This window comes from Paraburkholderia sp. BGA-UO-ETr-F21, from assembly GCF_059567925.1.
The window spans coordinates 37,664-61,337 of the sequence record NZ_JCAQOY010000005.1; the positions used below are offsets into that span (position 1 = coordinate 37,664).

Here is a 23,674-nt window from a genome sequence, read left to right on the forward strand (position 1 = left end):
AGAGTTATGCGAGATCGCGAAGCTTCAATGGACGCTTCGCGTTGTGTGTTTGAGGAGAGACACCGCGAGTTCGACACGCGCGGCGCCTGACTTGATGGGATTGCCTGACGCCTGAAAACAGCGGCTTAGAACAGCGCTTCGTCGACTTCCATCATCGATTTCGAGCCGGCACGCGCCTGACGGATCGTCATGGCCGTTTCCGGCAGCAGCTTCGCAAAGTAGAAGCGTGCCGTGGCGAGCTTCGCCTTGTAGAACGGATCGCCCGATGCTTCCTTGTCCAGCGCGATACGTGCCATGCGCGCCCAGAAGTACGAGAACACCAGGTGGCCGACCGTGCGCAGATACGGCACGGCGGCGGCGCCGACTTCGTCCGGGTTCTGCATGGCCTTCATGCCGATTTCCATCGTCAGCTTTTGCACCTTTTCGCCGATGTCGGCGAGCGGGTTGATGAACTCCTGCATCTCCGGCTTCACGCCTTCGGCTTCGACGAATTCGGCCACGAGCTTGCCGAACTTCTTCATCTTCGCGCCCATGTCGCCGAGGATCTTGCGGCCGAGCAGGTCGAGCGCCTGAATCGCGTTGGTGCCTTCGTAGATCATGTTGATGCGCGCGTCGCGCACGTACTGCTCCATGCCCCACTCGGCGATGAAGCCGTGGCCGCCGTAGATCTGCATGGCGTGGTTGGTGCTCTCGAACGCGTTGTCCGAAAGGAACGCTTTCAGGATCGGCGTGAGCAGCGCGACGAGGTCGGCGGCTTCCTTGCGCACCGATTCGTCAGCGTGCGACAGTTCCTTGTCGATATGCAGCGCGGACCAGTACGAAAAAGCGCGGGCGCCTTCGGCGTAGGCCTTTTGCGTGAGCAGCATGCGGCGCACATCCGGATGCACGATGATCGGATCAGCCGCCTTTTCGGGCGCCTTCGGGCCGGTCAACGAACGCATCTGCAGACGCTCTTTCGCATATACCAACGAGTTCTGATAGCCGACTTCGGTCAGACCCAGGCTCTGCATGCCGACGCCCAGGCGCGCGGCGTTCATCATCACGAACATGGCGTTCAAGCCCTTGTTCGGCTCGCCGACCAGCCAACCCTTGGCGTTGTCCAGATTGATCACGCAGGTGGCGTTGCCGTGAATGCCCATCTTATGCTCGATGGAGCCGCACTTCACGCCGTTGCGCTCGCCCGGTTCGCCCGCCTCGTTGGGCACGAACTTCGGCACGATGAAGAGCGAAATGCCCTTGGTGCCCTTGGGCGCATCTGGCAGACGCGCCAGCACCAGGTGAACGATGTTCTCCGCGAGGTCGTGTTCGCCGCTGGAGATGAAAATCTTCGTGCCGCTGATCGCGTACGAGCCGTCGCTGTTCGGTTCGGCCTTGGTGCGCAGAATGCCGAGGTCCGTGCCGCAATGCGGTTCGGTCAGACACATCGTGCCGGTCCACACACCGGCGACGAGCTTCGGCAGATAGCGTTGCTGCAATTCCGGCGTGCCGTGCGCATGCAGACACTCGTACGCGCCGTGCGAGAGGCCCGGGTACATGGTCCACGCCTGATTCGCCGAGTTCAGCATTTCATACAGCGCGTTATTGACGAACGCGGGCAGACCCTGGCCGCCGTATTCCGGATCGCAGCCCAGTGCGGGCCAGCCGGCTTCGACGTACTGCGCATAGGCTTCCTTGAAGCCCTTCGGCGTGGTCACGACGCCGTCGCCGGCGTATGTGCAGCCTTCCTGGTCGCCGCTGTGGTTGAGCGGGAACAATACTTCGGAGCAGAATTTGCCGGCCTCTTCGAGCACCGCGTTGATCGTGTCGGCATCGAGATCCGCGTGCTTCGGCATCTGCTTGATTTCGGCTTCGACGTTAAGCAGTTCGTGCAACACGAATTGCATGTCGCGCAGCGGCGCGGCGTACTGTCCCATGACTCTCTCCCAAGTTTGACAAGAAGCCAGGCCGTTAGCTGAGTCCGTGGATCGGAACTTTCTGCGCCGCTGAATCCGCCTTAGTTGGCGGCGACGCCGCTAACGGCTTTCGCTCTGATACGAAACAATCAATTTTTCCAGCGCGGCCCACGTGAGACGCACCGCATCCGGCAAGTGCAGGAAGCGCGCGTCGTGATGCAGACCGAGCGTGAAGCTGTACAGTTCGAACAGCATCAGTTGCGGATCGGTGTCGGCGCGCAGATGCCCTTCTTCCATTGCCTGCGAAATCGCGCGAGTGAGCGCCGCACGCCAGATCGTCACGCTCGACACCAGTTGTTCACGCACCGGGTTATCCGCGCGGTCGTCGTATTCGACGGCGCCGCTGATATAAATACAGCCGGTAGTGACTTCCTGAATGCGTTTCTCGATCCAGCGGGAAATCATCGCGCGCAAGCGCGGCAATCCACGAGGCTCGCGCAAACTCGGGAAGAACACCTCGTCTTCGAAACGACGGTGATATTCGCGCACGACTTCAACCTGCAGATCCTCGCGCGACCCGAAATGCGCGAACACACCGCTTTTGCTCATCTGCATGCGCTCAGCCAGCAAGCCGATCGTCAGACCTTCGAGTCCGTCGCGGCTGGCCAGATCAAGTGCTGCTTCGAGAATTGCGGCTCGCGTCTGTTCGCCTTTTCGCATAGCTTTTTTACCGTTCTAATGTGACCGAAAGAAAATCGAACGGCCGTACTATTATTGAGTGCTGCCGTCCGCGAAACAAGGACTTTATTAGAAACCGGTTTCTAACCTGGTTTCAATTCTGCGGCATCCGTCAATCAGAGGAATGAGATTTTTTAGAGGCGTTTGCCTTGAGGCAGTCTTTGCCTGCCGAAAGGCTCGCTTCCCTGATTAGTCCAGCCGGCCAATATCATGCAGCAAGTCGGCGCGAATCCAGAAGGATTCGGCATATCACGAGTATAGGAAGGCCACCGCGACAGCGTGAATCGCAGCGCGCAACGACCGGCGATCGTCTCGTTAGACGCCGGCCCGACAAGGTGTTGCCGCTACTTCGGCGGCCGGCTCAGGGTCGCTCGCCAGGAACATGCGGGAAGGGAACGCACCGCATCAGGACCCGTTGTCTTGCCGTGGGAAAGTCTGGGTAAGAGCAGCGGCAACCCGCGCCAGCACGTCATGCCAATCGGCGCGCCTTGTCTGCGTGAAAAGACGCAATCCGGGATACCACGGGCTGTCGTCCCGGCCATACAGCCAGCGCCAGCAACCCGCGAAACGGTTGAGCAGCCAGACCGGCTTGCCCATTGCCGCGGCGAGATGGGCGACCGAGGTATCGACCGAAATCACCAGATCGAGGTTGTCGATCAGCGCCGCGGTGTCCGCGAAGTCGGCGATTTCATCGGTCCAGTCGATCAGGTGCGCCCGGGCGGCGGCGTCGGGAAGCTTGGCGGGATCGTCGGTCTTTTGCAGACTGATCCAGCGCACGTGAGGCATCGCCAGCAAAGGTGCGATTTGCACGGCAGCGAGGCTGCGCAAACGGTCCACGGCAATGCCGGAATGACCGCCCGCCCACACGACGCCAACGCGCGGCAGCTGCGGGGCCGGCAGCGCTTCGAGCCGCGCGCGCCAGGCGGCGGCGAGCCGGGCGTCGGCATGGAGGTATGGCAGCGCGGCCGGGATTGTCGCCACTTGCGTGGCGAACGCCATTGGCAGCGACATCAACGGAATATAGCGGTCCCACTGCGCCAGATCGGCGGGCACAGCGTCGAGCAACACGAGGCCCGGCCAGCGTGAACACAATGACCGTTCATAGAGACGCCGTAAGGCCGGCGGGCACACATAGCCGACCCGGGCAAAGTGCGCAAGCGCCAGCGGCAGATAGCGCACGAACTGCAAGCTGTCGCCCAAGCCTTGCTCGTGAAGCACGAGAAGGCATTGCGCCGATGCGCCCGCCGCTTGCGCGCCTTGAACGTGAAACACGCCCTCGCCCGGCCAGCGCGGCAGCGGCACTTCCACCGGCGCGGGCGCGGGGCGGCCATCGGGCAGCTTGAAACTGACCCAGCGATCCTCGAAATACGGCCACGCTTCGTCGTAGCGGCCGGTCGCAAGCAAAGCCATAGCAAGGTTATTACGCGCGACGAGGTTGGCGGGCGCCAGTTCGATCGCGCGCCGGTAGTGACGCTCGGCTTCGTCCATTGCGACGAGGTCCGCGCAAACGCGACCAAAATTGTTATGCGCCGCCGAGTTGTCCGGATCGAGTTCGAGCGTGCGCCGATAGCCCACCGCGGCGTCCTCGATATGACCGAGATGTTGCAGCGTCAACGCGAGGTTGTAGTGAAACGCGGCAAAGTCAGGCTGGATCGCGAGTCCCTGGCGAATGCTCTGCACCGCGCCGGCGAAATCTCCCAGGTTCAGCCGAATCGCGTAGAGCGTGTTGAACAGAATCGGCTCCGGCCGAATCCGGATCGCGCGCTCGAGCCAGCGCAGCGCGTCGTGCGCCTCGCCGGACGCCAGCGCAAGCAGGCCTCGCAAGTGAATGGCGCCGACATGCTCGGCATCCTCGGCGAGGATCCGCTCGACCAGTGTCTGCACCACGTCATGGCGGCCTGTTTGATAGGCGTGCACGGCCTCGTCATGGAGACGCGAAAGGTCGACTGCCTGCGATGAAGGGAAAGTGGACATGTTTGGCGAATGCGTATCCGGATGCGTAAGCATGACGCCGCCGATCCGGTTGCCGTGAGCGCGCAGTCGAAACGGCAGCGAGGCGTGACGAGCGGGGGAGTTGAGTGGCGGGTGCAATTCGCCGGGTCGCCCGATCGATAAGGAGCGCAGATTATGTTTGCCAGAGAGGCGGCCCGTCTCTAGGACCGTTCCGAAACGTGGCATGCCGTGCATCGACGCATGGCAAGACGGCTCAAGCATTGCACTTGAGCCTGCCGAGCGTGGCTCAGCGCGTTACCACGCTGTCAGTCATATCCGCCGACGGTAAGCAGCTTCATCACCGCGCGGTAAGTCGTGTAGGCGAGCCAGTTGAGCACACGCTCACCGGCCGGGCGCGCGTCGTAGCGCGCCTCGTCGATGCGACGCGCGTCCTTGAAGGCGACGAGGATCGCCTCGCGCAGCGCATCGATCGACGGGTCGTTCACCAGCACGACATTGGCTTCGTTGTTGAGCATCAGGCTCAGCGCATCGAGGTTCGACGAGCCGACCGTCCCCCAGTTCGAATCCACCACCGCGACCTTGCCGTGCAGCAGCGTTTTCTCATACTCCGCGATCTGCACGCCGGCCTTGAGCAACGAGCGATAGAGAAACGGCACCGCATAATCGAGCGCCTTGAATTCCTTGCGCCCGATAATGAGCTTCACCTCCACGCCGCGGCGCGCCGCGTACACGAGCGCCCGCCGCAGCTTGCGCCCCGGCATGAAGTACGGATTGGCGAGCAGCACTTCATTGCGCGCCTGCCCGATCGCCGCCAGATAGGCCTTCTCGATGGCGCGCCGATTGATCAGGTTGTCGCGCGCGACGAACGCCACGCAAGGCTGACCGCCCGCCCACAACTCCTCGTTACGACGGCGGCGGCGCCGGCGCAGACTGCCGAGCGAAGCCGTGGTGCTCGGCCCGAGATCCGGCGCCATGGACTCGAGCGGCCGATGCCCGAGGCGAATCCTGCGCCATTGCACCTCGAACGCCTGGCGGATATCGCCGACCACCGGCCCGTGCAATTCGACAGCGAAATCCCAGCGCCGATACGGCAGCTTCTCGCCGTTGTTCTCGTAGTCGTCGACGATGTTGATCCCGCCGCAGTAGGCGAACTGATCGTCGATCACCGCGAGTTTGCGATGCGTACGCGAGAAGCCGAAGCGGCCGAACAGGTGCGGGTTGTAAATGCGATGGTCGATGCCGGCGTCGGGCCACTCGTTGAACATCGGCAAGCGCGCGGTGCCGATGCCGTCGGTGATCACGCGCACTTTGACGCCGCGCTCGGCGGCACGCTTTAGCGCCGCGCTGACAGCCTGCCCGGCGTTGTCGTAGCAGAAGATATACGTTTCGAGCACCACGTCGCTCTCTGCGGCGTCGACCCGTGCGATCAGTGCGCTGAAGAACTCTTCGCCGGAGCGCAGCAGCTTGACGTCGTTGCCGCTGGTGAACCGGTAGCGCTGCCAATAGCGGCGGCCGAGCAGCGCTTGCCGCAGTCGGGCGAAACGGCGCGCGCCGCCGACGCTCATCGGCCACGCTCCGTGGGATGCCCAGCGACAGCACGCGCACCGAGCCGCTTAGGCAACTGCAGGATCGCGTCTGCATTCGACGAGGAAAAACAGCGCGATGCCGCCTCGTCATAGGGTAGCCACAGAAATGCGGTGTGCTCGCGTGGCGCCAGCGTGACTTCGAGTTGCTCGGGCACCTGCAGGCTGAACCAGTGTTCGGTGTTGTGGATCACGCCTTCGGCGTAGCGATGCCGGAACTCCGGGTAAATCTCGTATTCGATCGAATACTGCCAGTCAAACAGCGCGCTCTGCGGCACGCGCTCGCTGCCCACCACAATGCCGGTCTCTTCGGCGACTTCGCGCGCCGCCGTCTCGATGAGCGGTTCATCGAGTTGATCTTTGGAGCCCGTGACCGACTGCCAGAAACCGGCGTGATCGGCGCGCTCGATCAACAGTACGTCGAGCGCGGGTGTATGAATGATGACGAGTACGGATTGCGGAATCTTCGGCGGTTTCGGCATGGCGTAAAAACTGGGAGCAACGCTTGCGCGGTACAGGTCGGAGAGTGGTTCGACCAGCGGTCGAACACAGTTGCATCGACTGTAACGCAAAAAACGAAAAAGGCGCATGAGCGCCTTTTCCGGTTGCTTCTGCTGTCGTTTTCAGACAGCACTGACTGCCTTCAGTCCATTACGCCTTCGGTTCCGGCTGACGCAGACGGATGTGCAACTCGCGCAGCTGGCGCTCGTCCACTTCGCTCGGCGCCTGCGTGAGCAGACACTGCGCGCGTTGCGTCTTCGGGAACGCGATCACGTCGCGGATCGAATCGGCGCCGGCCATCATCGTGACGATGCGGTCCAGACCGAACGCGATACCGCCGTGCGGCGGCGCGCCGTATTGCAGCGCGTCGAGCAGGAAGCCGAACTTGGCTTGCGCTTCTTCCGCGTTGATCTTCAGCGCACGGAACACCTTGCTCTGCACTTCTTCACGGTGAATACGCACCGAACCGCCGCCGATTTCCCAGCCGTTCAGCACCATGTCGTAGGCCTTGGCGAGGCAGCGCGCCGGATCCGTTTCCAGATACTCGAGGTGCTCGTCTTTCGGGCTCGTGAACGGGTGATGCGCGGCCACGTAACGGTTGTCTTCCTCGTCGTATTCGAACATCGGGAAGTCGACCACCCACAGCGGCTTCCAGCCGGTCTCGACCAGGCCGTTCGCCTTGCCGAATTCCGAATGACCGATCTTCAGACGCAGTGCGCCGAGGCTGTCGTTCACCACCTTCGCGCGATCCGCCGCGAAGAAAATGATGTCGCCGTCTTGCGCGCCGGTGCGCTCGATGATCGCCTTGACCGCTTCGTCGTGCAGGTTCTTGACGATCGGGCTTTGCAGACCGTCACGGCCCTTCGCGACTTCGTTGACCTTGATCCACGCGAGACCCTTCGCACCGTAGATGCGCACGAATTCCGTGTAGCTGTCGATATCGCCACGCGAGAGTTCGCCGCCCTTCGGCACGCGAATGGCCGCGACGCGGCCGTCTTTCGTGTTGGCCGGCACGCTGAACACCTTGAAGTCGACGTCGCGGACAGCATCCGTGAGGTCCGTGAATTCGAGCTTCACGCGCAGGTCCGGCTTGTCCGAACCGAAGCGGCGCATAGCTTCCGAATACAGCATGACCGGGAATTTTTCGTCCAGCGCGACGCCGATCGTTTCCTTGAACACATGACGGATCATGTCTTCGAACAGATCGCGAATTTCCTGTTCCGACAGGAACGAGGTTTCGCAGTCGATCTGCGTGAATTCCGGCTGACGGTCGGCGCGCAGGTCTTCGTCGCGGAAGCACTTGACGATCTGGTAGTAGCGATCGAAGTTCGCCACCATCAGCAACTGCTTGAACAGCTGCGGCGATTGCGGCAGCGCGAAGAACTGGCCCGGGTTCGTACGCGACGGCACGAGGTAGTCGCGCGCGCCTTCCGGCGTGCTCTTGGTGAGCATCGGCGTTTCGATGTCGATGAAGCCCAGCGAGTCGAGATACTTGCGCGCCTCGATCGCGACGCGGTAACGCAGACGCAGGTTGTGCTGCATCTGCGGACGGCGCAGGTCCAGCACGCGGTGGGTAAGACGCGTGGTTTCCGACAGGTTGTCGTCGTCGAGCTGGAACGGTGGCGTGATCGACGGGTTCAGCACGATCAGCTCGTGGCACAGCACTTCGATCTTGCCGCTCTTCAGCGCAGCGTTCGTGGTGCCTTCCGGACGAGCGCGAACCACACCCTTGATCTGCAGGCAGAACTCGTTGCGCACGCCTTCGGCCGCCTTGAACATCTCTGCGCGGTCGGGGTCGCACACGACCTGAACGAGGCCTTCGCGATCGCGCAGGTCGATGAAGATGACGCCGCCATGGTCGCGGCGGCGGCTCACCCAGCCGCACAGCGAGACGGATTGGCCCAGCAGTTCTTCGGTCACCAGACCGCAGTATTCAGATCTCATCGACATGATGTTTGTCTTTCGTTTTGCATTGGTTGAACGGCGCGTGGCATTAAAACGCTACGTGCCGCGTTACAGCGGAGGCTCGACTGTCGTGCGGCGCACCGGCGCCGGAGGCGCGGACGGCGCCACGACGCCCATCGAGACGATGTACTTGAGCGCAGCGTCGACCGTCATGTCGAGCTCGATCACTTCACTCTTGGGCACCATCAGGAAGAAGCCGGACGTGGGGTTCGGCGTAGTCGGCACATACACGCTGACGTGATCTTCTTTCAGGTGGTTGAGCACGTCGCCGCCCGGAATACCGGTCAGAAACGCGATCGTATAGGAGCCGCGGCGCGGGTACTCGATCAGCAGCGCCTTGCGAAACGCGTTGCCGCTGCTCGACAACAGGGTGTCGGACACCTGCTTGACGCTGGTGTAGATCGGGCCGACCACCGGAATGTGGGCGACCACGACTTCCCACCACTTCACGAGCTTCTGCCCAATGAAGTTCTGCGTCAACAGCCCAACGACAAAGATGAACGCCAGCGTGAGCACCGCCCCGAGGCCGGGCAGGCGGAAGCCGAACAGGCGCTCCGGCTGCCACGCGCGCGGCAGCAGCAGCAGGGTCTGGTCCATCGTGCCGATGATCAGGCCGAGCACCCACAGTGTGATGGCCAGAGGCACCAGCACCAGCAGGCCAGTCAGGAACACCGATTTGAGCGTCGTTTTTTTCGTCGTCATGTGTACCGCCAGAAAGCCGCGCGGGCCGAAACCCAACGCGCGGCGTGTGCGCCGCCCCGCAGGGCGGCAGTCCCACTAGGCGCTGCCGGAACCGCTCGAACTCGCCGAAGCGGCCGGTGCGGCAGCAGGCGCGGACGGCGTTGCGGCCGCGCTCGATGAACCGGCCGAAGCCGTGTCGGTTTGCGCTGCGGCGCCATTATTGGCGCCCGCATTTTCGCCGGTGGCGCCATTCGAGGCGCCATTGGCGTCGGGCTTGGCAGGCGCGCTCGTGCCGCCATTGCCGCCGCGAAAATCAGTCACGTACCAGCCGGAGCCCTTCAACTGAAAGCCGGCAGCAGTGACCTGCTTGCGAAAAGTGTCTTTCCCGCACTCGGGACATTGCGTCAACTGGGGGTCGCTCATCTTCTGAAGCACATCCTTCCCGAAGCCGCATGATTCGCAACGATAAGCGTAGATCGGCATGATCCTTTTCCCTACTGAAATCTTGTAAACGCTTGCAAAGCCTTGAATTATAGCCGCAAACGATGCCCCTCCCCCGGATTTTGGGGTCGAGCGCCCGACGTAGGCGCCGCCCAGTCAAGTGGGGGCAGCCGCGGTTGAATCAAGTGCGGCCCGCGCCGCCGGCAGCGTCGCAGCTACGCCCTCAAGCGCGGCGGCGCCAGGTTAGCCAGCGCTCACGTCCCGCGAAGACGGCGATCGAATCGTGCACGGCTTCGTCTTCGATCAAGTCGAAGTACGGTGAGAGCAGCGCGTCGAGTTCCGCGCGCTCGATGCCGAACGGCGGCCCTTTTGGCGTCGCGCCGAGGAAAAAGAAGCCGGCGAGCAACGCGCCGCCGGGCAACAGATCGGCCATGCGTCGCGCGTAATCCGTGCGGCGCGCCGGCGGCAGCGCGCAGAGGAATGCGCGCTCGTAAATCCACGTGGGCGTGAACGGCGGCTCATACGCGAAGAAGTCCGCCTGCTCCACCAGTTGCGCGTGCTGCGCGCCCAGCTGCTCGTGCGCCGCCGCGACGGCGGCCGGCGAAAAGTCGATGGCTCGCACCGGGTTGCCCTGCCCCGCCAGCCAAAGCGCTTCGTACGCGCTGCCGCAACCTGGAATCAGCACCGCGGCGCCGCTATGGCGAGCGGCGAACGCCTGAAACGCGGACGGCACACCCGCCTGATCCCACGGCATGAAACGACGCTCGAATCGTTCGTCCCAGAAAGCGGGCGAGTTGGGATCGCGCGTTTCGAAGTCGGGCGCGGAAGGCTGGGTCGGGTCGCTCATCAAATACCTCGTTGAGAATGCAATCAACCGCCGTAGGCGAACGCAAGAAACACCCGCGCCAGCGCCGCGCCGACGCCGACCGCCACGCCAAACAGCAGCAAACCTTGCAACAAACGGTTGGTGCGTTTCTGCTCGAGCAGAATCTGGCGAATCATTTCGTCGTTTGCACCGCGCGCGTGGTCGTGGCGCTCGGCCAGCACGTGATGAATCAGGCGCGGCAACTGCGGCAGCGTCTTGCTCCACTGCGGCGCCTCGATCTTCAGGCGCTCGTACCAGCCGCGCAGCCCGATCTGTTCGTTCATCCAGCGTTCGAGGTAGGGCTTGGCGGTCTTCCACAGATCCAGTTCAGGATCGAGCGAACGGCCGAGCCCTTCCACGTTCAGCATGGTTTTTTGCAGCAGCACGAGTTGCGGCTGGATTTCGACATTGAAGCGGCGCGAGGTCGAGAACAGCCGCATCAGGACCTGGCCCAGCGAGATATCTTTCAAAGCGCGGTCGAAGTACGGTTCGCAGACCGCGCGGATCGCGCTCTCGAGTTCCTCGACGCGCGTAGTGGGCGGCACCCAGCCCGACTCCAGATGCAGCGTGGCGACGCGATGATAGTCACGCTTGAAGAACGCGAGGAAGTTCTGCGCGAGGTAGTTCTTATCGAAATCCGACAGCGCGCCGATGATGCCGAAGTCGAGCGCGATATAGCGGCCGAAGTGCTTCGGATCGAGACTCACCTGAATGTTGCCCGGGTGCATGTCGGCATGAAAAAAACCGTCGCGGAACACCTGGGTGAAGAAAATCTCGACGCCTTCGCGCGCCAGTTTCGGAATATCCACGCCGGCCGCGCGCAGCGTCTCCACCTGGCTGATCGGCACGCCGACCATGCGTTCCATGACCAGCACCGTGGGCGTGCAGAATTCCCAGTACATCTCTGGCACCAGCAGCAGATCGAGCCCGGCGAAGTTGCGCCGCAACTGGCTGCCGTTGGCCGCCTCGCGCATCAGGTCGAGCTCGTCGTGCAGGTATTTGTCGAATTCGGCGACCACCTCGCGCGGCTTCAGACGCTTGCCGTCGGCCCACAGGCGCTCGGCCCACACGGCGATGTCGCGCAGCAACGCGAGGTCGGAATCGATCACCGGCAGCATGTTCGGGCGCAGCACCTTCACGGCGACAGCCTTGCCCGCGTGTTGCCCGGCCTTCACCGTGGCGAAGTGCACCTGCGCGATCGAGGCGCTCGCCACCGGCACCCGCTCGAAGTCGTCGAACAGCACGTCGACGGGTGCGCCGAGCGACTTTTCGACCAGCCCGATCGCCACCGCCGAATCGAACGGCGGCACTTGATCCTGCAGCTTGGCCAGTTCGTTGGCGATATCCACCGGCAATAGATCGCGCCGAGTGGACAGCACCTGCCCGAACTTGACGAAGATCGGCCCGAGGCTTTCCAGCGCGAGCCGCAGACGCACGCCCGGCGGCGCGTCGAACTTGCGGCCAATAGTCGTGATACGCAGCAACAGACGCACGCGCCGGTCGTTGACGCGGCTGAGCATCATCTCATCGAGACCGAAGCGGATGACCGTGAAGAAAATCTTGAGGAAACGCAGAAAACGCATAGTTGTGCCCGGTGACTAGCGCGTGCCGCGCGACGTGGCGGCGCCGCTCGGCGCAAGAGCGCCGCGGGCTTCGACCTTCTGTTCAAGACGCTCGATGCGTTTTTCCACGCGCGCGAGTGCGTCGCGCGCGCGGGCCAGTTCGATGTTGAAGTCCTCGAGCGCGGCGCGGCGCACCAGTTGCGGATTCTCGTCGAGCAGATATTCGGCGGCGGTATCGAGCAGGTTGCGCCCGGTGCGCTGCACATGTTCGCCGACGGTGCGCACAACTGACGCCACCCGCCACGCCGGGCCGTCGCCGATGAATTTCGCCAGATCCTCTTCCGGCTCCCAGCGCAGATGTTCGGCGAGCTTCGCGATCACGGTGGCGAATTCGGCGTCGCCTTCGATCTTGACGTGCTTCATCACCGCCGCCTGGCCGCCTTGCACGAAGGCGGGCAGCGCGTCGGAAGGCACCGAGATGGTCACGTCGAACTGTTGCGCCTCGGTAGCGGCGACGGCGCTCAGATAGCCGTCCGGTTGCACCAGCAGCATCAGCACGACCGGCGGACAGGACAGCTTCGCGGTCTTGCCCGCGTAGGGGGCGAGGCGCTCACGAGCCCACGATTCGCGGGCGAGCAGATGATTGACAGCAGCAGCGAATGGCTTGGCGGCGAGGGTCATTGAAAGTGGCAAGAAAAAACCCGCGCGAGCGAGGTGCCCGCGCGGGTTCCTATTGTAACGTCCGTTCGCTTCGCGGCTCGCTATGCCGAACGGCCAACGCGAGGAGCCCGGTCAGGAGGTGTGGTCCTGCCGCGGCCCCGGCGCGCGGTTGTCTCAGTGCTGCGCCACCTGCTGGATGCCGGCCAGCAGCCAGCCTTCGCCGGGGCGGTTCGCCTTGGACAGGTTCCAGACTTCGACGAACGGCTCCGCCGCCGCGCCCGGCGCTTCGCGGATCAGGCCCGAGAAGCGCACGCTGGCGAAGTATTCGTTCGCACGCTCTTCCACGCCCAACAGTTCGGCGTTGAGTTGCACCACATCGGTCTGATTCGTCTCGGCACCGCGCGAAGACAGATCGACCTTCACCTCGGCGAACATTTCCGGCGTGGTGAATTCGCGGATGTCTTCCGTGTTGCCGACGTCCCAAGCCGCTTGCAGGCGCACGAAGTAGACCTTGGCGTTACGCAGAAACGCTTCCGAATCGAAGCCGGCCGGCACGACCGGCGCGGCATTAATGGTCGGCATGTTCAGCGGATTGCCTTGCGGTTCGAGATACGAGCCGGTAGGCGGGGCGTTATAACGCGGCTCCTGCGGTGAGTAGCCCGTGCCGCTCGAATTGAACGACGGCGAGCTGCCCGCGTACGCCGGTTGCACCGCGTCGCGCTTGCGGCCCATGAAACGGCGAATCAGCCAGATACCGATCATCGCAATGATCGCAATCACAATGATATTGGCCATGGCGCCGGCAAACGCGCCGCCCAGACCGAAGTGCGACAGCAAAGCGGCGATGCCCAGACCGGCCGCCAGACCGGCGATCGGTCCCAGCCAGCGCGAACGGTTAGGCTGCGCGGCCGGCGTTGGCGCGGGCGCCGGTGCGGGCTGCGCGCGCTGCTGCGTGGCCTGATTGCTTTGGGAAGGTTGCGACGGAGCGGATTGCTGCGTCACGCTATTCGACTGACGGCCGATACTGCGGCCACCGCCCATGCGGCGAGCTTCCGCATCGAGCGAAGCGAGGGAGCCGGCCATGATCAGGCCGACCATCGCGATCAGTCCGATTCTTCTCACCAGCGACCGCTTAACCTTACGGGGAGATAACGCACCTGAATCGGACATTTTCGTACTTTCCTTTAAAAATCGATGGGTTAGGAACCCTAGTATTTGGTCCCCACATGTAAAGCTACCACGCCAGCTGACAAATTGTAATATTTGACGCCGTCCAGGCCCGCTTGTTCCATCATTGTTTTCAAAGTTTCTTGGTCCGGATGCATCCGGATCGATTCCGCGAGGTATTGATAGCTCTCCGCATCTTTCGCAAAGCGTTGGCCCAACCACGGCAACACCTTGAAAGAATAGACGTCGTAGACCTTCTTGAGCGGATCCCACACTTTCGAAAATTCCAGCACCAGCAAACGCCCGGCCGGCTTCAGCACGCGCCGCATTTCCGCCAGCGCGACGTCCTTGTGCGTCATGTTGCGCAGACCGAAAGCCACCGTCACGACGTCGAAGTAGTTGTCCGGAAAGGGAATTTTCTCGGCGTCGCACAGCAGCGCAGGGGTGATCACGCCCTTGTCCAGCAGGCGGTCGCGGCCCACGCGCAGCATCGATTCATTGATGTCGGTATGCCAGACTTCGCCGGTTTCGCCGGCCTGCTTCGCGAACGCCTTCGACAGGTCGCCCGTGCCGCCCGCGATATCGAGCACCTTGTAGCCCGGCCGCACGTTGGCCTGGGCGATCGTGAACATCTTCCACGCCCGGTGCAACCCGCCCGACATCAGGTCGTTCATCAAGTCGTAGTTGGCGGCAACCGAGTGGAACACGCCCGCCACCTTCTGCGCCTTGTCCTGTTCGTCGACCGATTGAAAGCCGAAGTGGGTTTTGCTCATCGCGCTTGTCCTTTCGCGTATTCTGAAATGTTGCGCCGCATCAGCGCGGCGATGGGGCGAATCGTATCAGTGACAGTGCCCGTGCGCAGCGCCGGCCTGGACCATGGGCGTATCGCGATCGACGCCCGCCGCCTGAAGTTTGGCGAGATACGCGCCCCAGAGTTCATCCTGGCGCACCGCCATGTCGTACAGCAGGTCCCAGGAATAGATACCGGTGGCGTGGCCGTCGGAGAAAGTCGGCTGCAGCGCGTAGTTGCCGACGCCTTCGATCATCGTGATGGTCACTTCGCGCTTGCCGGTCTGCAGCGTTTCCTGGCCGGGCCCGTGGCCCATCACTTCCGCCGACGGCGAATACACGCGCAACAGTTCGAACGGCAGGCGATACGATTCGCCGTTTGCGTACTGCAATTCGAGTACGCGCGATTTGGAATGCACGACGACGCCGGTCGGCACCGGAGTATCGGGAGTCAATCCGCTCATGTGGACCTCATAGAGAACGCCGCCGCGAGTTTTCTTGCCCTTCAGGGGCCTCGCGCGACGCAACAGGTTCGGGGGCGCTCAACCAAGAGCCTGTTCGATTTCCTGCCGCACCGCTTCACGCAGCAAGGTAGCTTGCGCGCGACGCGACGACAGCATGGCTTCGGACACCGTGCGCTGGCGCGGCGCCCAGATGGGCAGTGGAAAATGCGCGTCGTTCGAAAAACGCGGGATCACATGCCAGTGCACGTGCGGCACCTGGTTGCCGAGGCTCGCCAGATTGACCTTCGCAGGCTGAAGGATGCGCCGGATCGCGCGCTCGACCGCATACACGGCCTTCATCACGCGATCACGGTCGTTTCCGTCGAGGTCGGAAAACTCGGCCACGTGCTCGTTCCAGATCACCCGGCAAAAGCCTGGGTAATCGTGTTCGTCGGCGAGGACGACACGCAAGGTGTCGTCGTGCCACAGCACATCGCCGCCATCTTCACGGCAAAAAACGCAATCCATCGTCGTCCTCAGGCAAAAATCGTCAGTCGTGCCATTAAACCAGCACGCGCTCGATTCCGCCATTGTTCGCCCGTTGCACGTAGTCGACCATCCAGTCTTCACCGAGCACGTGACGTGCCATCTCGACGACGATGTAATCCGCCTCGATGCCCGCGTCTTCGTTGTACCGCGACAGGCCTTGCAGGCAGGATGGGCAGCTCGTGAGAATCTTCACGTCGGTGGCGCCCTTCGGCTGCGGACCGTCGCCGGCCTTCAGCACGGAGCCGTCCGGCGCGCCCGCCGAACCGGCCGACGCATTGGCCGGATTGATCCCGTTCGCGCCGGCTTCGGCCACCAAAGGAATGCCGCGCAGCTTCGCCGCGCCCTTGCGAATCTCCTCTTCCTTGCGGAAGCGGACCTGCGTCGAAATGTCAGGACGCGTGACCGCCAGCGTGCCGGACTCGCCGCAGCAGCGATCGTTCTTCTCGATCTTGTAGCCGTCTTTCTCCGAGCCCATCAGCTGATTGACGAGCTTGACCGGGTCCATCGTCTTGATCGGCGTGTGGCACGGGTCGTGATACATGTAGCGAACGCCGTTCACGCCGTCGAGCTTCATGCCTTTCTCCAGCAGAAACTCGTGGATGTCGATAATCCGGCAGCCCGGGAAGATCTTCTCGAATTCGTAGCCGGCGAGCTGGTCGTAGCACGTGCCGCACGACACCACCACCGTCTTGATGTCGAGGTAGTTGAGCGTGTTGGCGACGCGGTGGAACAGCACGCGGTTGTCCGTGACGATCTGCTCGGCCTTGTCGAACTGGCCCGACCCGCGTTGCGGATAGCCGCAGCACAGATAACCCGGCGGCAACACGGTTTGAACGCCCGCTTCCCACAACATGGCCTGGGTGGCGAGACCCACTTGCGAGAACAGACGCTCGGAGCCGCAGCCCGGGAAGTAGAACACCGCTTCCGTGTCGGCGGTGGTCGTCTTCGGATTGCGGATGATCGGGACGATCTTGTTGTCCTCGATATCGAGCAACGCGCGCGCGGTCTTCTTCGGCAGGTTGCCCGGCATCTTCTTGTTCATGAAGTGGATCACCTGCTGCGTGACCGGCGGCTTGCCGACGGTTGCCGGCGGGTGCGCCGTCTGCTTCTTCGTAAACTTCTTCAGCACTTCGTTGCCGAGGCGCTGCGCCTTGTAGCCGACGCCCATCATCGCGGTGCGCGCGAGGTTGATGGTCTGCGGGTTGGTCGCGTTGAGGAAGAACATGCCGGCCGCGTTGCCCGGATTGAACTTCTTCTTGCCCATCTTGCGCAGCAGGTTGCGCATGTTCATGGTGACGTCGCCGAAGTCGATCTTCACCGGGCACGGCGTCACGCATTTGTGACAGACGGTGCAGTGATCCGCGACGTCGTTGAATTCGTCCCAGTGCTTGATCGACACGCCGCGGCGGGTCTGCTCCTCGTACAGGAACGCCTCCACCAGCAGCGAGGTGGCGAGAATCTTGTTGCGCGGGCTGTACAGCAGATTGGCGCGCGGCACGTGGGTCGCGCACACCGGCTTGCACTTGCCGCAACGCAAACAGTCCTTGATCGACTCGGAAATCGCGCCGATGTCAGACTGCTGCATGATCAGCGATTCATAGCCCATCAGGCCGAACGACGGCGTGTAGGCGTTGCGCAGGTCGGCGCCTTCGAGCAGCTTGCCCGCGTTGAAACGGCCATGCGGATCGACGCGCTGCTTGTACTGGCGGAACTCGCTGATCTCGTCTTCGGTCAGGAATTCGAGCTTGGTGATGCCGATGCCGTGCTCGCCGGAAATCACGCCGTCGAGCGAACGCGCCAGCTTCATGATGCGCGCGACTGCCGTGTGGGCGTCCTGCAGCATCTCGTAGTTGTCGGAGTTGACCGGCAGGTTCGTGTGAACGTTGCCGTCGCCCGCGTGCATGTGCAGCGCGACGAACACGCGGCCGCGCAGCACCTGCTTGTGGATCGCCTGAGCTTCCTCGAGGATCGGCTTGAACTCGCCGCCGTTGAAGATCTGCCGCAACTCGGCGCGAATTTCCTGCTTCCACGACACGCGGATCGTGCGGTCCTGCGTGACATGGAACACGGTGGCATCGGGCTGCGCGTCCGCGCGGTCGGCGAACTTCTCCGCCAGCGCTTCGTAACCGAGACCGACCAGATAGTGCTGCGCTTCACGAAGCGACAGATCGAGCTTGTCGCGCAGGAATTCCCAACGCCTGCGCACGCGCTTGAGCAGATCGAGAGCCTGCTGCACGCGGTCTTCGAGCAGTTCGGCGCTCGGGATTTCGTTGGCGTCGTCGCTCTTGCCGAGCGGCAGCTTGCCGGCCTGGAAGAACGCTTCGAGCGCGTCGACCAGTTGCAGCTTGTTCTTGATCGACAGCTCGATGTTGATGCGTTCGATGCCGTCCGTGTACTCGCCCATGCGATCGAGCGGAATCACCACGTCCTCGTTGATCTTGAACGCGTTGGTGTGCTTGGCGATTGCCGCCGTGCGGCTGCGGTCGAGCCAGAAACGCTTGCGCGCCTCGGCATTGACCGCGACGAAGCCTTCGCCGCTCTTGCCGTTGGCCATGCGCACGACTTCCGAGGTGGCTTGCGCGACCGCATCCGCATCGTCGCCGACGATGTCGCCGATCAGCACCATCTTCGGAAACGCGTTGCGCTTGCTCTTGGTCGCATAGCCGACCGCACGCAGATAGCGCTCGTCCAGATGCTCGAGGCCCGCGAGAATCGCGCCGCCCTGCTTCGACGTCTCGAACAGATAATCCTTGATTTCGACGATGCTCGGAATCGCATCGCGCGCCTGACCGAAGAATTCGAGGCAGACGGTGCGCGTATGCGCGGGCATCTTGTGCAGCACCCAGCGCGCGGACGTGATCAGCCCGTCGCAGCCTTCTTTCTGCACGCCCGGCAGACCGGCGAGGAATTTGTCCGTGACGTCCTTGCCGAGACCTTCCTTACGGAACACGCGGCCCTTGATGTCGAGCGCTTCCGTGCGCAGCAGCTTTTCGCCCGGCGCGTAATTGCCGTCGAACCATTTGAGCTCGAAACGCGCGACTTCGATGTCGTGAATCTTGCCCATGTTGTGGTCGAGGCGCGTGACTTCGAGCCAGTTCCCTTCCGGGTCGACCATGCGCCACCAGGCGAGATTGTCGAGCGCCGTACCCCACAACACCGCCTTCTTGCCGCCCGCGTTCATCGCGACGTTGCCGCCCACGCAGGATGCATCCAGCGAGGTCGGATCGACGGCGAACACGAAGCCGGCCTGCTCGGCCGCCTCGGTCACGCGGCGCGTGACCACGCCCGCGCCGGAGAAAATCGTCGCGACTTTACGATCGACGCCCGGCAATTCGGTCATTTCGACCGCGCCCAGCTGTTCGAGCTTTTCGGTATTGATGACGGCGGAGAACGGCGTGAGCGGCACCGCGCCGCCGGTATAGCCAGTGCCGCCTCCGCGCGGAATCACGGTCAGGCCGAGCTCGAAACACGCCTTGATCATGCCGGCGATCTCGGCTTCGGTATCCGGCGTGAGCACCACGAACGGATATTCGACGCGCCAGTCGGTCGCGTCGGTCACGTGCGAGACGCGGGACAGTCCGTCGAACTTGATGTTGTCCTTTTCCGTGACCTTGCCCAGCACCTTGGTCGCGCGCTTGCGCAGATCGTAGGTCTTCTGGAATTCGCTAGCGAATTCGTCGACGGCGCGGCGCGCGGCCTGAACCAGCGTTTCGACGCGCGCGGCGCGGTCCACGCCCGCTTCATCGCCGTGTTCGGTCAGATCGGCGCGGCGGCGCTTCTCGATCTCGCTCAGACGGTGATGCAATGCTTCGATCAGCATCGCGCGGCGCTTCGGGTTGTCGAGCAGGTCGTCCTGCAGATACGGATTGCGGCGCACCACCCAGATGTCACCGAGCACTTCGTACAGCATCCGCGCCGAACGGCCGGTGCGGCGTTCCGCGCGCAGTTCGGCAAGCGCGGCCCAGGCGGCGTCACCTAGCAGGCGGATAACGATTTCACGGTCGGAGAACGACGTGTAGTTATAGGGAATTTCGCGCAGACGCGCTTCGGGATCGGCGGCCACCGCAGCGGCGGCCCCGTGCGGATCGAAAACTTGAGGTGCGTTCATGTTTGGACGACTCGGTGGGTCAACCCGGCGCGCTCATTGGTGAGGCGCCGGCTGACGGTGCGCGTGGCGCGCAATGCTGGAAATTTTCTTGGGGAGCGAAGCACGACCGACGGTCAACCCACACCGGTCGCTTCGTGGCGCTCAGATACAGCTACACGATCGTGCGTGGCGGACGAGACGCTCCGCCGCGGGGCAAGACTCACGCGGGGTGGGCATCAAGTGGGCGATCCGAGGCTGCCAGTGCATCTTCCGATCCTTATTCCAAAATGGAATTCTACCGCATGATCCCGCCACGCGTTGACGGGTGAAATCAGATCTGCGCCGGGGCTTTGAGCAATTTCGCGGCGAATCGCGCAACGAAACCGCAACACCCAATTGACCGACCGAACGGTCGGGAGAAACTTCGCGGCGCCGCTTCGGTGCATCAGCCGGAAGCCTGAGCGTACACCGTTGGCGCTATCATTGACCCTTCCCGTCTCGCAAAGCGCACCGCGCAACCCGCATGGCCTCCCACGACTACCTGAAAAAAACCCTCACCGCGCGCGTCTACGACGTGGCCCGCGAGACCGAACTCGAACGCGCGCCGAACCTGTCGGCACGTCTGCGCAATCCGGTCTACCTGAAGCGCGAGGACAACCAGCCGGTGTTCTCGTTCAAGGTGCGCGGCGCGTACAACAAGATGGCGCATATTCCTTCCGAGGCGTTGGAACGTGGCGTGATTACCGCGTCGGCGGGCAACCATGCGCAGGGTGTCGCGCTGTCGGCGGCGCGCATGGGCGTGAAGGCGATCATCGTGGTGCCGGTCACCACGCCGCAGGTGAAGGTCGATGCGGTGCGCGCGCACGGCGGACCGACCGTCGAAGTCGTGCAGTTCGGCGAATCGTATAGCGATGCGTATGGACACGCGGTGAAGCTGCAGGAAGAGCGCGGCCTGACCTTCGTGCATCCGTTCGACGATCCGTATGTGATCGCCGGGCAAGGGACAGTCGCCATGGAGATTCTCAGTCAGCATCAAGGCCCGATTCACGCGATCTTCGTGCCTATCGGCGGCGGTGGGCTCGCGGCGGGCGTGGCTGCGTACGTGAAATCGGTGCGCCCGGAAATCAAGGTGATCGGCGTGCAGACCGATGATTCATGCGCGATGGCCGCGTCGCTGAAAGCTGGCGAGCGGGTCACGTTGAACGAGGTTGGCCTGTTCTCGGACGGCACGGCGGTGAAGCTGGTCGGCGAAGAAACCTTCCGCCTGTGCAGCGAGTATCTCGACGACGTGCTGCTCGTAAATACCGACGCACTCTGCGCCGCGATCAAGGATGTCTTCCAGGACACCCGCAGCGTGCTGGAGCCTGCGGGTTCTTTGGCCGTGGCCGGTGCCAAGCAGTATGCAGAGCGCGAAGGCATCGAGAACCAGACGCTGATCGCGATCACGTCCGGTGCGAACATGAACTTCGACCGCATGCGCTTCGTGGCCGAACGTGCCGAAGTGGGTGAAGCGCGCGAAGCCGTGTTTGCCGTGACGATCCCCGAAGAGCGCGGCAGCTTCCGGCGTTTCTGCGAACTGGTGGGCACGCGCAGCGTCACCGAGTTCAACTATCGCATTGCGGACGCGAACTCCGCCCATATCTTCGTGGGCGTGCAGATCAGGAATCGCAGCGAATCGGCTCAGATCGCGGGTGCGTTCGAAGCGCACGGCTTCGCCACAGTCGATCTCACTTTCGACGAACTCTCCAAGCAGCACATCCGCTACATGGTGGGCGGCCGCTCGCCTCTGGCACACGACGAACGCCTGTTCCGCTTCGAGTTTCCGGAGCGGCCGGGCGCGCTGATGAAATTCCTTTCGTCGATGGCGCCGAACTGGAATATCAGCCTGTTCCATTACCGCAACCAGGGCGCGGACTACAGCTCGATTCTGGTCGGCGTCCAGGTGCCGGTGAGCGAGAACGAGGCCTTTGATCGTTTTCTCGCCACGCTCGGCTATCCGAACTGGGAAGAGACGCAAAACCCGGTGTATCGCTTATTCCTCGCCTGATCTTTTAGGACTGAAACGCGCAGATGGCTCTTTCGCTTGTCGACAAACTGGTGGTGGCAATCTCGTCGCGCGCGCTGTTCGACTTCGAGGAAGAGAACCGCGTGTACGAGGAAGGCGACCTGCAAGCCTATGAAGCGCTGCAGCGCGACCGCCTCGCCGTGCCCGCCAAGCCGGGCGTGGCGTTTCCGCTGATCCGTAAGCTGCTGGCGTTGAATGCGGGCGGACATCGCGTCGAAGTGGTGATCCTCTCGCGCAGCGATCCGATCAGCGGATTGCGGGCGTTCCATTCGTGCCGGGAATACGGGCTCGCCATCGAACGCGGCGTGTTTACTCGCGGACGCGCGCCGTTCGGCTATCTGAAACCGCTGAACGCGTCGCTGTTTCTGTCGGCGAATCAGGAGGACGTGCGCGACGCGCTCGCCGCCGGATTTCCCGCCGCGCGCGTCTTGCCGGAATCGGCGAAAATGGCGAGCAAGTATCCCGACGAAATCCGCATTGCCTTCGACGGCGACGCCGTCCTGTTTTCCGACGAAGCCGAGCGCGTGTTCCAGAAAGACGGTTTGCGCGCGTTCGTCGGCCACGAGATTCACAACAAGGATCTACCGCTCGCGGACGGCCCGTTAAAGCCGTTGCTCGAAGCACTGCACCGGCTGCAAAAACTCGCGGATGAAGCCGCGCCCATGCATATTCGTACGGCATTGGTGACGGCGCGCTCGGCGCCCGCGCACGAGCGCGCGATCCGCACTTTAATGGCGTGGAACATTGAAATCGACGAAGCGATGTTCCTCGGCGGCCTCGACAAGAGCGCATTTCTGCGCGAGTTCGAGCCGGACTTTTTCTTCGACGACCAAATTGGCCACTGCGAATCGGCCCGCGTCGTGACGGCGACGGGGCACGTGCTGAGTGGCATCGTGAACGCATCATGACACCCGAACAATCACCGCTGGGTAAGGCCTCCACTTACACCGAACAATACGACGCTTCGCTGCTGTTTCCGATCGCGCGCAAAAATGCGCGCGAGGCGATCGGCATCGGCGCGCAGTTGCCGTTCTTCGGCACGGACATCTGGAATGCGTATGAGTTGTCCTGGCTGAACGCGCGCGGCAAGCCGCAAATCGCGGTGGCGACTTTCTACGTGCCGGCGGACTCGCCGAATATCGTCGAGTCGAAGTCGTTCAAGCTCTATCTCGGCTCATTCGCGCAGACCGCGTTCGAATCGATGGACGCGGTGCGCGACACGATCAAGCGCGACGTGTCCGCTTCGTGCGGCGCGACCGTCTCCGTTCATCTGGCTGCGCCCTATGAGTTCGGCAAATTGCAGATGGAAGAATTCGAAGGCTTGTCGCTGGACCGGCTGGATCTGGATACCGATATCTATCAGCCGGACGCATCGCTGCTGAAAGCGGCGCTGCATGAAGCGCCGGTCGAAGAAACGCTGTTCTCCAACTTGCTGAAGTCGAATTGCCCGGTGACAGGCCAGCCCGATTGGGGCAGCGTGCAGATTCATTATGTAGGCCCGCAGATCGATCACGCTGGCTTGCTGCGCTACATCATCTCGTACCGCAATCACACCGGTTTTCATGAACAGTGTGTCGAGAAGATTTTTCTCGATGTGCTGAAAGCCTGCAAGCCGGTCAAGCTCGCGGTGTACGCACGTTATACGCGGCGCGGCGGACTGGACATCAATCCGTTCCGCACGAATTACAACTTGCCGATGCCGGACAATATGCGTCTGGCCCGGCAGTAAAAAG

At 62.8% G+C, this 23,674-nt stretch carries 19 protein-coding genes; 3 read left to right on the forward strand and 16 right to left on the reverse strand.

Annotated elements, in window-relative coordinates; genetic code table 11:
* Nucleotides 1-125: 125 nt before the first annotated feature.
* From AC57B1_RS01625 to AC57B1_RS01700, 16 genes are all read right to left on the reverse strand, one after another.
* Nucleotides 126-1,913, reverse strand: a complete 1,788-nt coding sequence (locus AC57B1_RS01625) for an acyl-CoA dehydrogenase C-terminal domain-containing protein (protein WP_496416380.1) — start codon at nucleotides 1,911-1,913, stop codon at nucleotides 126-128.
* Nucleotides 1,914-2,012: 99 nt separating this feature from the next.
* Complete coding sequence (locus AC57B1_RS01630) at nucleotides 2,013-2,612, reverse strand: TetR/AcrR family transcriptional regulator (protein ID WP_091796739.1); 600 nt, start codon at nucleotides 2,610-2,612, stop codon at nucleotides 2,013-2,015.
* Nucleotides 2,613-3,035: 423 nt separating this feature from the next.
* A complete protein-coding gene (locus tag AC57B1_RS01635; RefSeq protein ID WP_496416381.1) occupies nucleotides 3,036-4,604 on the reverse strand; it encodes a tetratricopeptide repeat protein in 1,569 nt (522 codons plus the stop codon).
* Nucleotides 4,605-4,888: 284 nt separating this feature from the next.
* Nucleotides 4,889-6,148, reverse strand: coding sequence for a cardiolipin synthase ClsB (clsB, locus tag AC57B1_RS01640; RefSeq protein WP_496416382.1), 1,260 nt, complete (start codon nucleotides 6,146-6,148; stop codon nucleotides 4,889-4,891).
* Entirely contained in the window at nucleotides 6,145-6,648 is a 504-nt protein-coding gene (gene nudB / locus AC57B1_RS01645; RefSeq protein WP_496416383.1) for a dihydroneopterin triphosphate diphosphatase, read from the reverse strand. The genes clsB and nudB overlap by 4 nt, the downstream gene beginning before the upstream one ends.
* 169 nt (nucleotides 6,649-6,817) lie before the next feature.
* Nucleotides 6,818-8,617, reverse strand: a complete 1,800-nt coding sequence (aspS, locus tag AC57B1_RS01650) for an aspartate--tRNA ligase (protein WP_091796743.1) — start codon at nucleotides 8,615-8,617, stop codon at nucleotides 6,818-6,820.
* Nucleotides 8,618-8,680: 63 nt separating this feature from the next.
* Nucleotides 8,681-9,334: a DUF502 domain-containing protein gene (locus AC57B1_RS01655; RefSeq protein WP_091796744.1), complete on the reverse strand. Its 654-nt coding sequence runs from the start codon at nucleotides 9,332-9,334 to the stop codon at nucleotides 8,681-8,683.
* Between the two features lie 75 nt (nucleotides 9,335-9,409).
* Nucleotides 9,410-9,796: an FmdB family zinc ribbon protein gene (locus AC57B1_RS01660; protein WP_496416384.1), complete on the reverse strand. Its 387-nt coding sequence runs from the start codon at nucleotides 9,794-9,796 to the stop codon at nucleotides 9,410-9,412.
* Between the two features lie 181 nt (nucleotides 9,797-9,977).
* The gene (locus tag AC57B1_RS01665) at nucleotides 9,978-10,601 is read right to left on the reverse strand and encodes a class I SAM-dependent methyltransferase (protein ID WP_496416385.1); all 624 of its coding nucleotides are present in this window, start codon (nucleotides 10,599-10,601) and stop codon (nucleotides 9,978-9,980) included.
* Nucleotides 10,602-10,624: 23 nt separating this feature from the next.
* A complete protein-coding gene (gene ubiB, locus AC57B1_RS01670; protein ID WP_091796747.1) occupies nucleotides 10,625-12,202 on the reverse strand; it encodes a ubiquinone biosynthesis regulatory protein kinase UbiB in 1,578 nt (525 codons plus the stop codon).
* A gap of 15 nt (nucleotides 12,203-12,217) precedes the next feature.
* Nucleotides 12,218-12,862, reverse strand: a complete 645-nt coding sequence (locus tag AC57B1_RS01675) for a ubiquinone biosynthesis accessory factor UbiJ (RefSeq protein ID WP_496416386.1) — start codon at nucleotides 12,860-12,862, stop codon at nucleotides 12,218-12,220.
* 153 nt (nucleotides 12,863-13,015) lie between these two features.
* Nucleotides 13,016-14,011 carry a Tim44 domain-containing protein gene (locus AC57B1_RS01680; RefSeq protein WP_496416387.1) on the reverse strand — a complete coding sequence of 332 codons (996 nt, stop codon included), beginning with the start codon at nucleotides 14,009-14,011 and terminating at the stop codon, nucleotides 13,016-13,018.
* Between the two features lie 38 nt (nucleotides 14,012-14,049).
* A complete protein-coding gene (ubiE, locus tag AC57B1_RS01685; protein ID WP_091796750.1) occupies nucleotides 14,050-14,781 on the reverse strand; it encodes a bifunctional demethylmenaquinone methyltransferase/2-methoxy-6-polyprenyl-1,4-benzoquinol methylase UbiE in 732 nt (243 codons plus the stop codon).
* Between the two features lie 66 nt (nucleotides 14,782-14,847).
* On the reverse strand, nucleotides 14,848-15,261 hold the full coding sequence (locus tag AC57B1_RS01690; RefSeq protein ID WP_091800814.1) for a gamma-butyrobetaine hydroxylase family protein: 414 nt from the start codon (nucleotides 15,259-15,261) through the stop codon (nucleotides 14,848-14,850).
* A 78-nt stretch (nucleotides 15,262-15,339) separates the two neighbouring features.
* Nucleotides 15,340-15,768: an HIT family protein gene (locus tag AC57B1_RS01695; RefSeq protein ID WP_408186523.1), complete on the reverse strand. Its 429-nt coding sequence runs from the start codon at nucleotides 15,766-15,768 to the stop codon at nucleotides 15,340-15,342.
* 34 nt (nucleotides 15,769-15,802) lie between these two features.
* Complete coding sequence (locus tag AC57B1_RS01700) at nucleotides 15,803-19,897, reverse strand: DUF3683 domain-containing protein (protein WP_496416388.1); 4,095 nt, start codon at nucleotides 19,895-19,897, stop codon at nucleotides 15,803-15,805.
* 502 nt (nucleotides 19,898-20,399) lie between these two features.
* Here AC57B1_RS01700 and ilvA point away from each other — a divergent pair.
* From ilvA to queF, 3 genes are read left to right on the forward strand one after another with little or no spacing between them, the layout of a single operon-like run.
* The gene (gene ilvA / locus AC57B1_RS01705; RefSeq protein ID WP_496416389.1) at nucleotides 20,400-21,923 is read left to right on the forward strand and encodes a threonine ammonia-lyase, biosynthetic; all 1,524 of its coding nucleotides are present in this window, start codon (nucleotides 20,400-20,402) and stop codon (nucleotides 21,921-21,923) included.
* 23 nt (nucleotides 21,924-21,946) lie between these two features.
* Nucleotides 21,947-22,849 (forward strand): 5'-nucleotidase, encoded by a 903-nt coding sequence (locus AC57B1_RS01710; protein WP_091796754.1) that lies wholly within the window; start codon nucleotides 21,947-21,949, stop codon nucleotides 22,847-22,849.
* Nucleotides 22,846-23,670, forward strand: coding sequence for an NADPH-dependent 7-cyano-7-deazaguanine reductase QueF (gene queF, locus AC57B1_RS01715; RefSeq protein ID WP_091796755.1), 825 nt, complete (start codon nucleotides 22,846-22,848; stop codon nucleotides 23,668-23,670). Before AC57B1_RS01710 ends, queF begins: the two co-directional genes overlap by 4 nt.
* The last annotated feature ends 4 nt before the right edge of the window (nucleotides 23,671-23,674 follow it).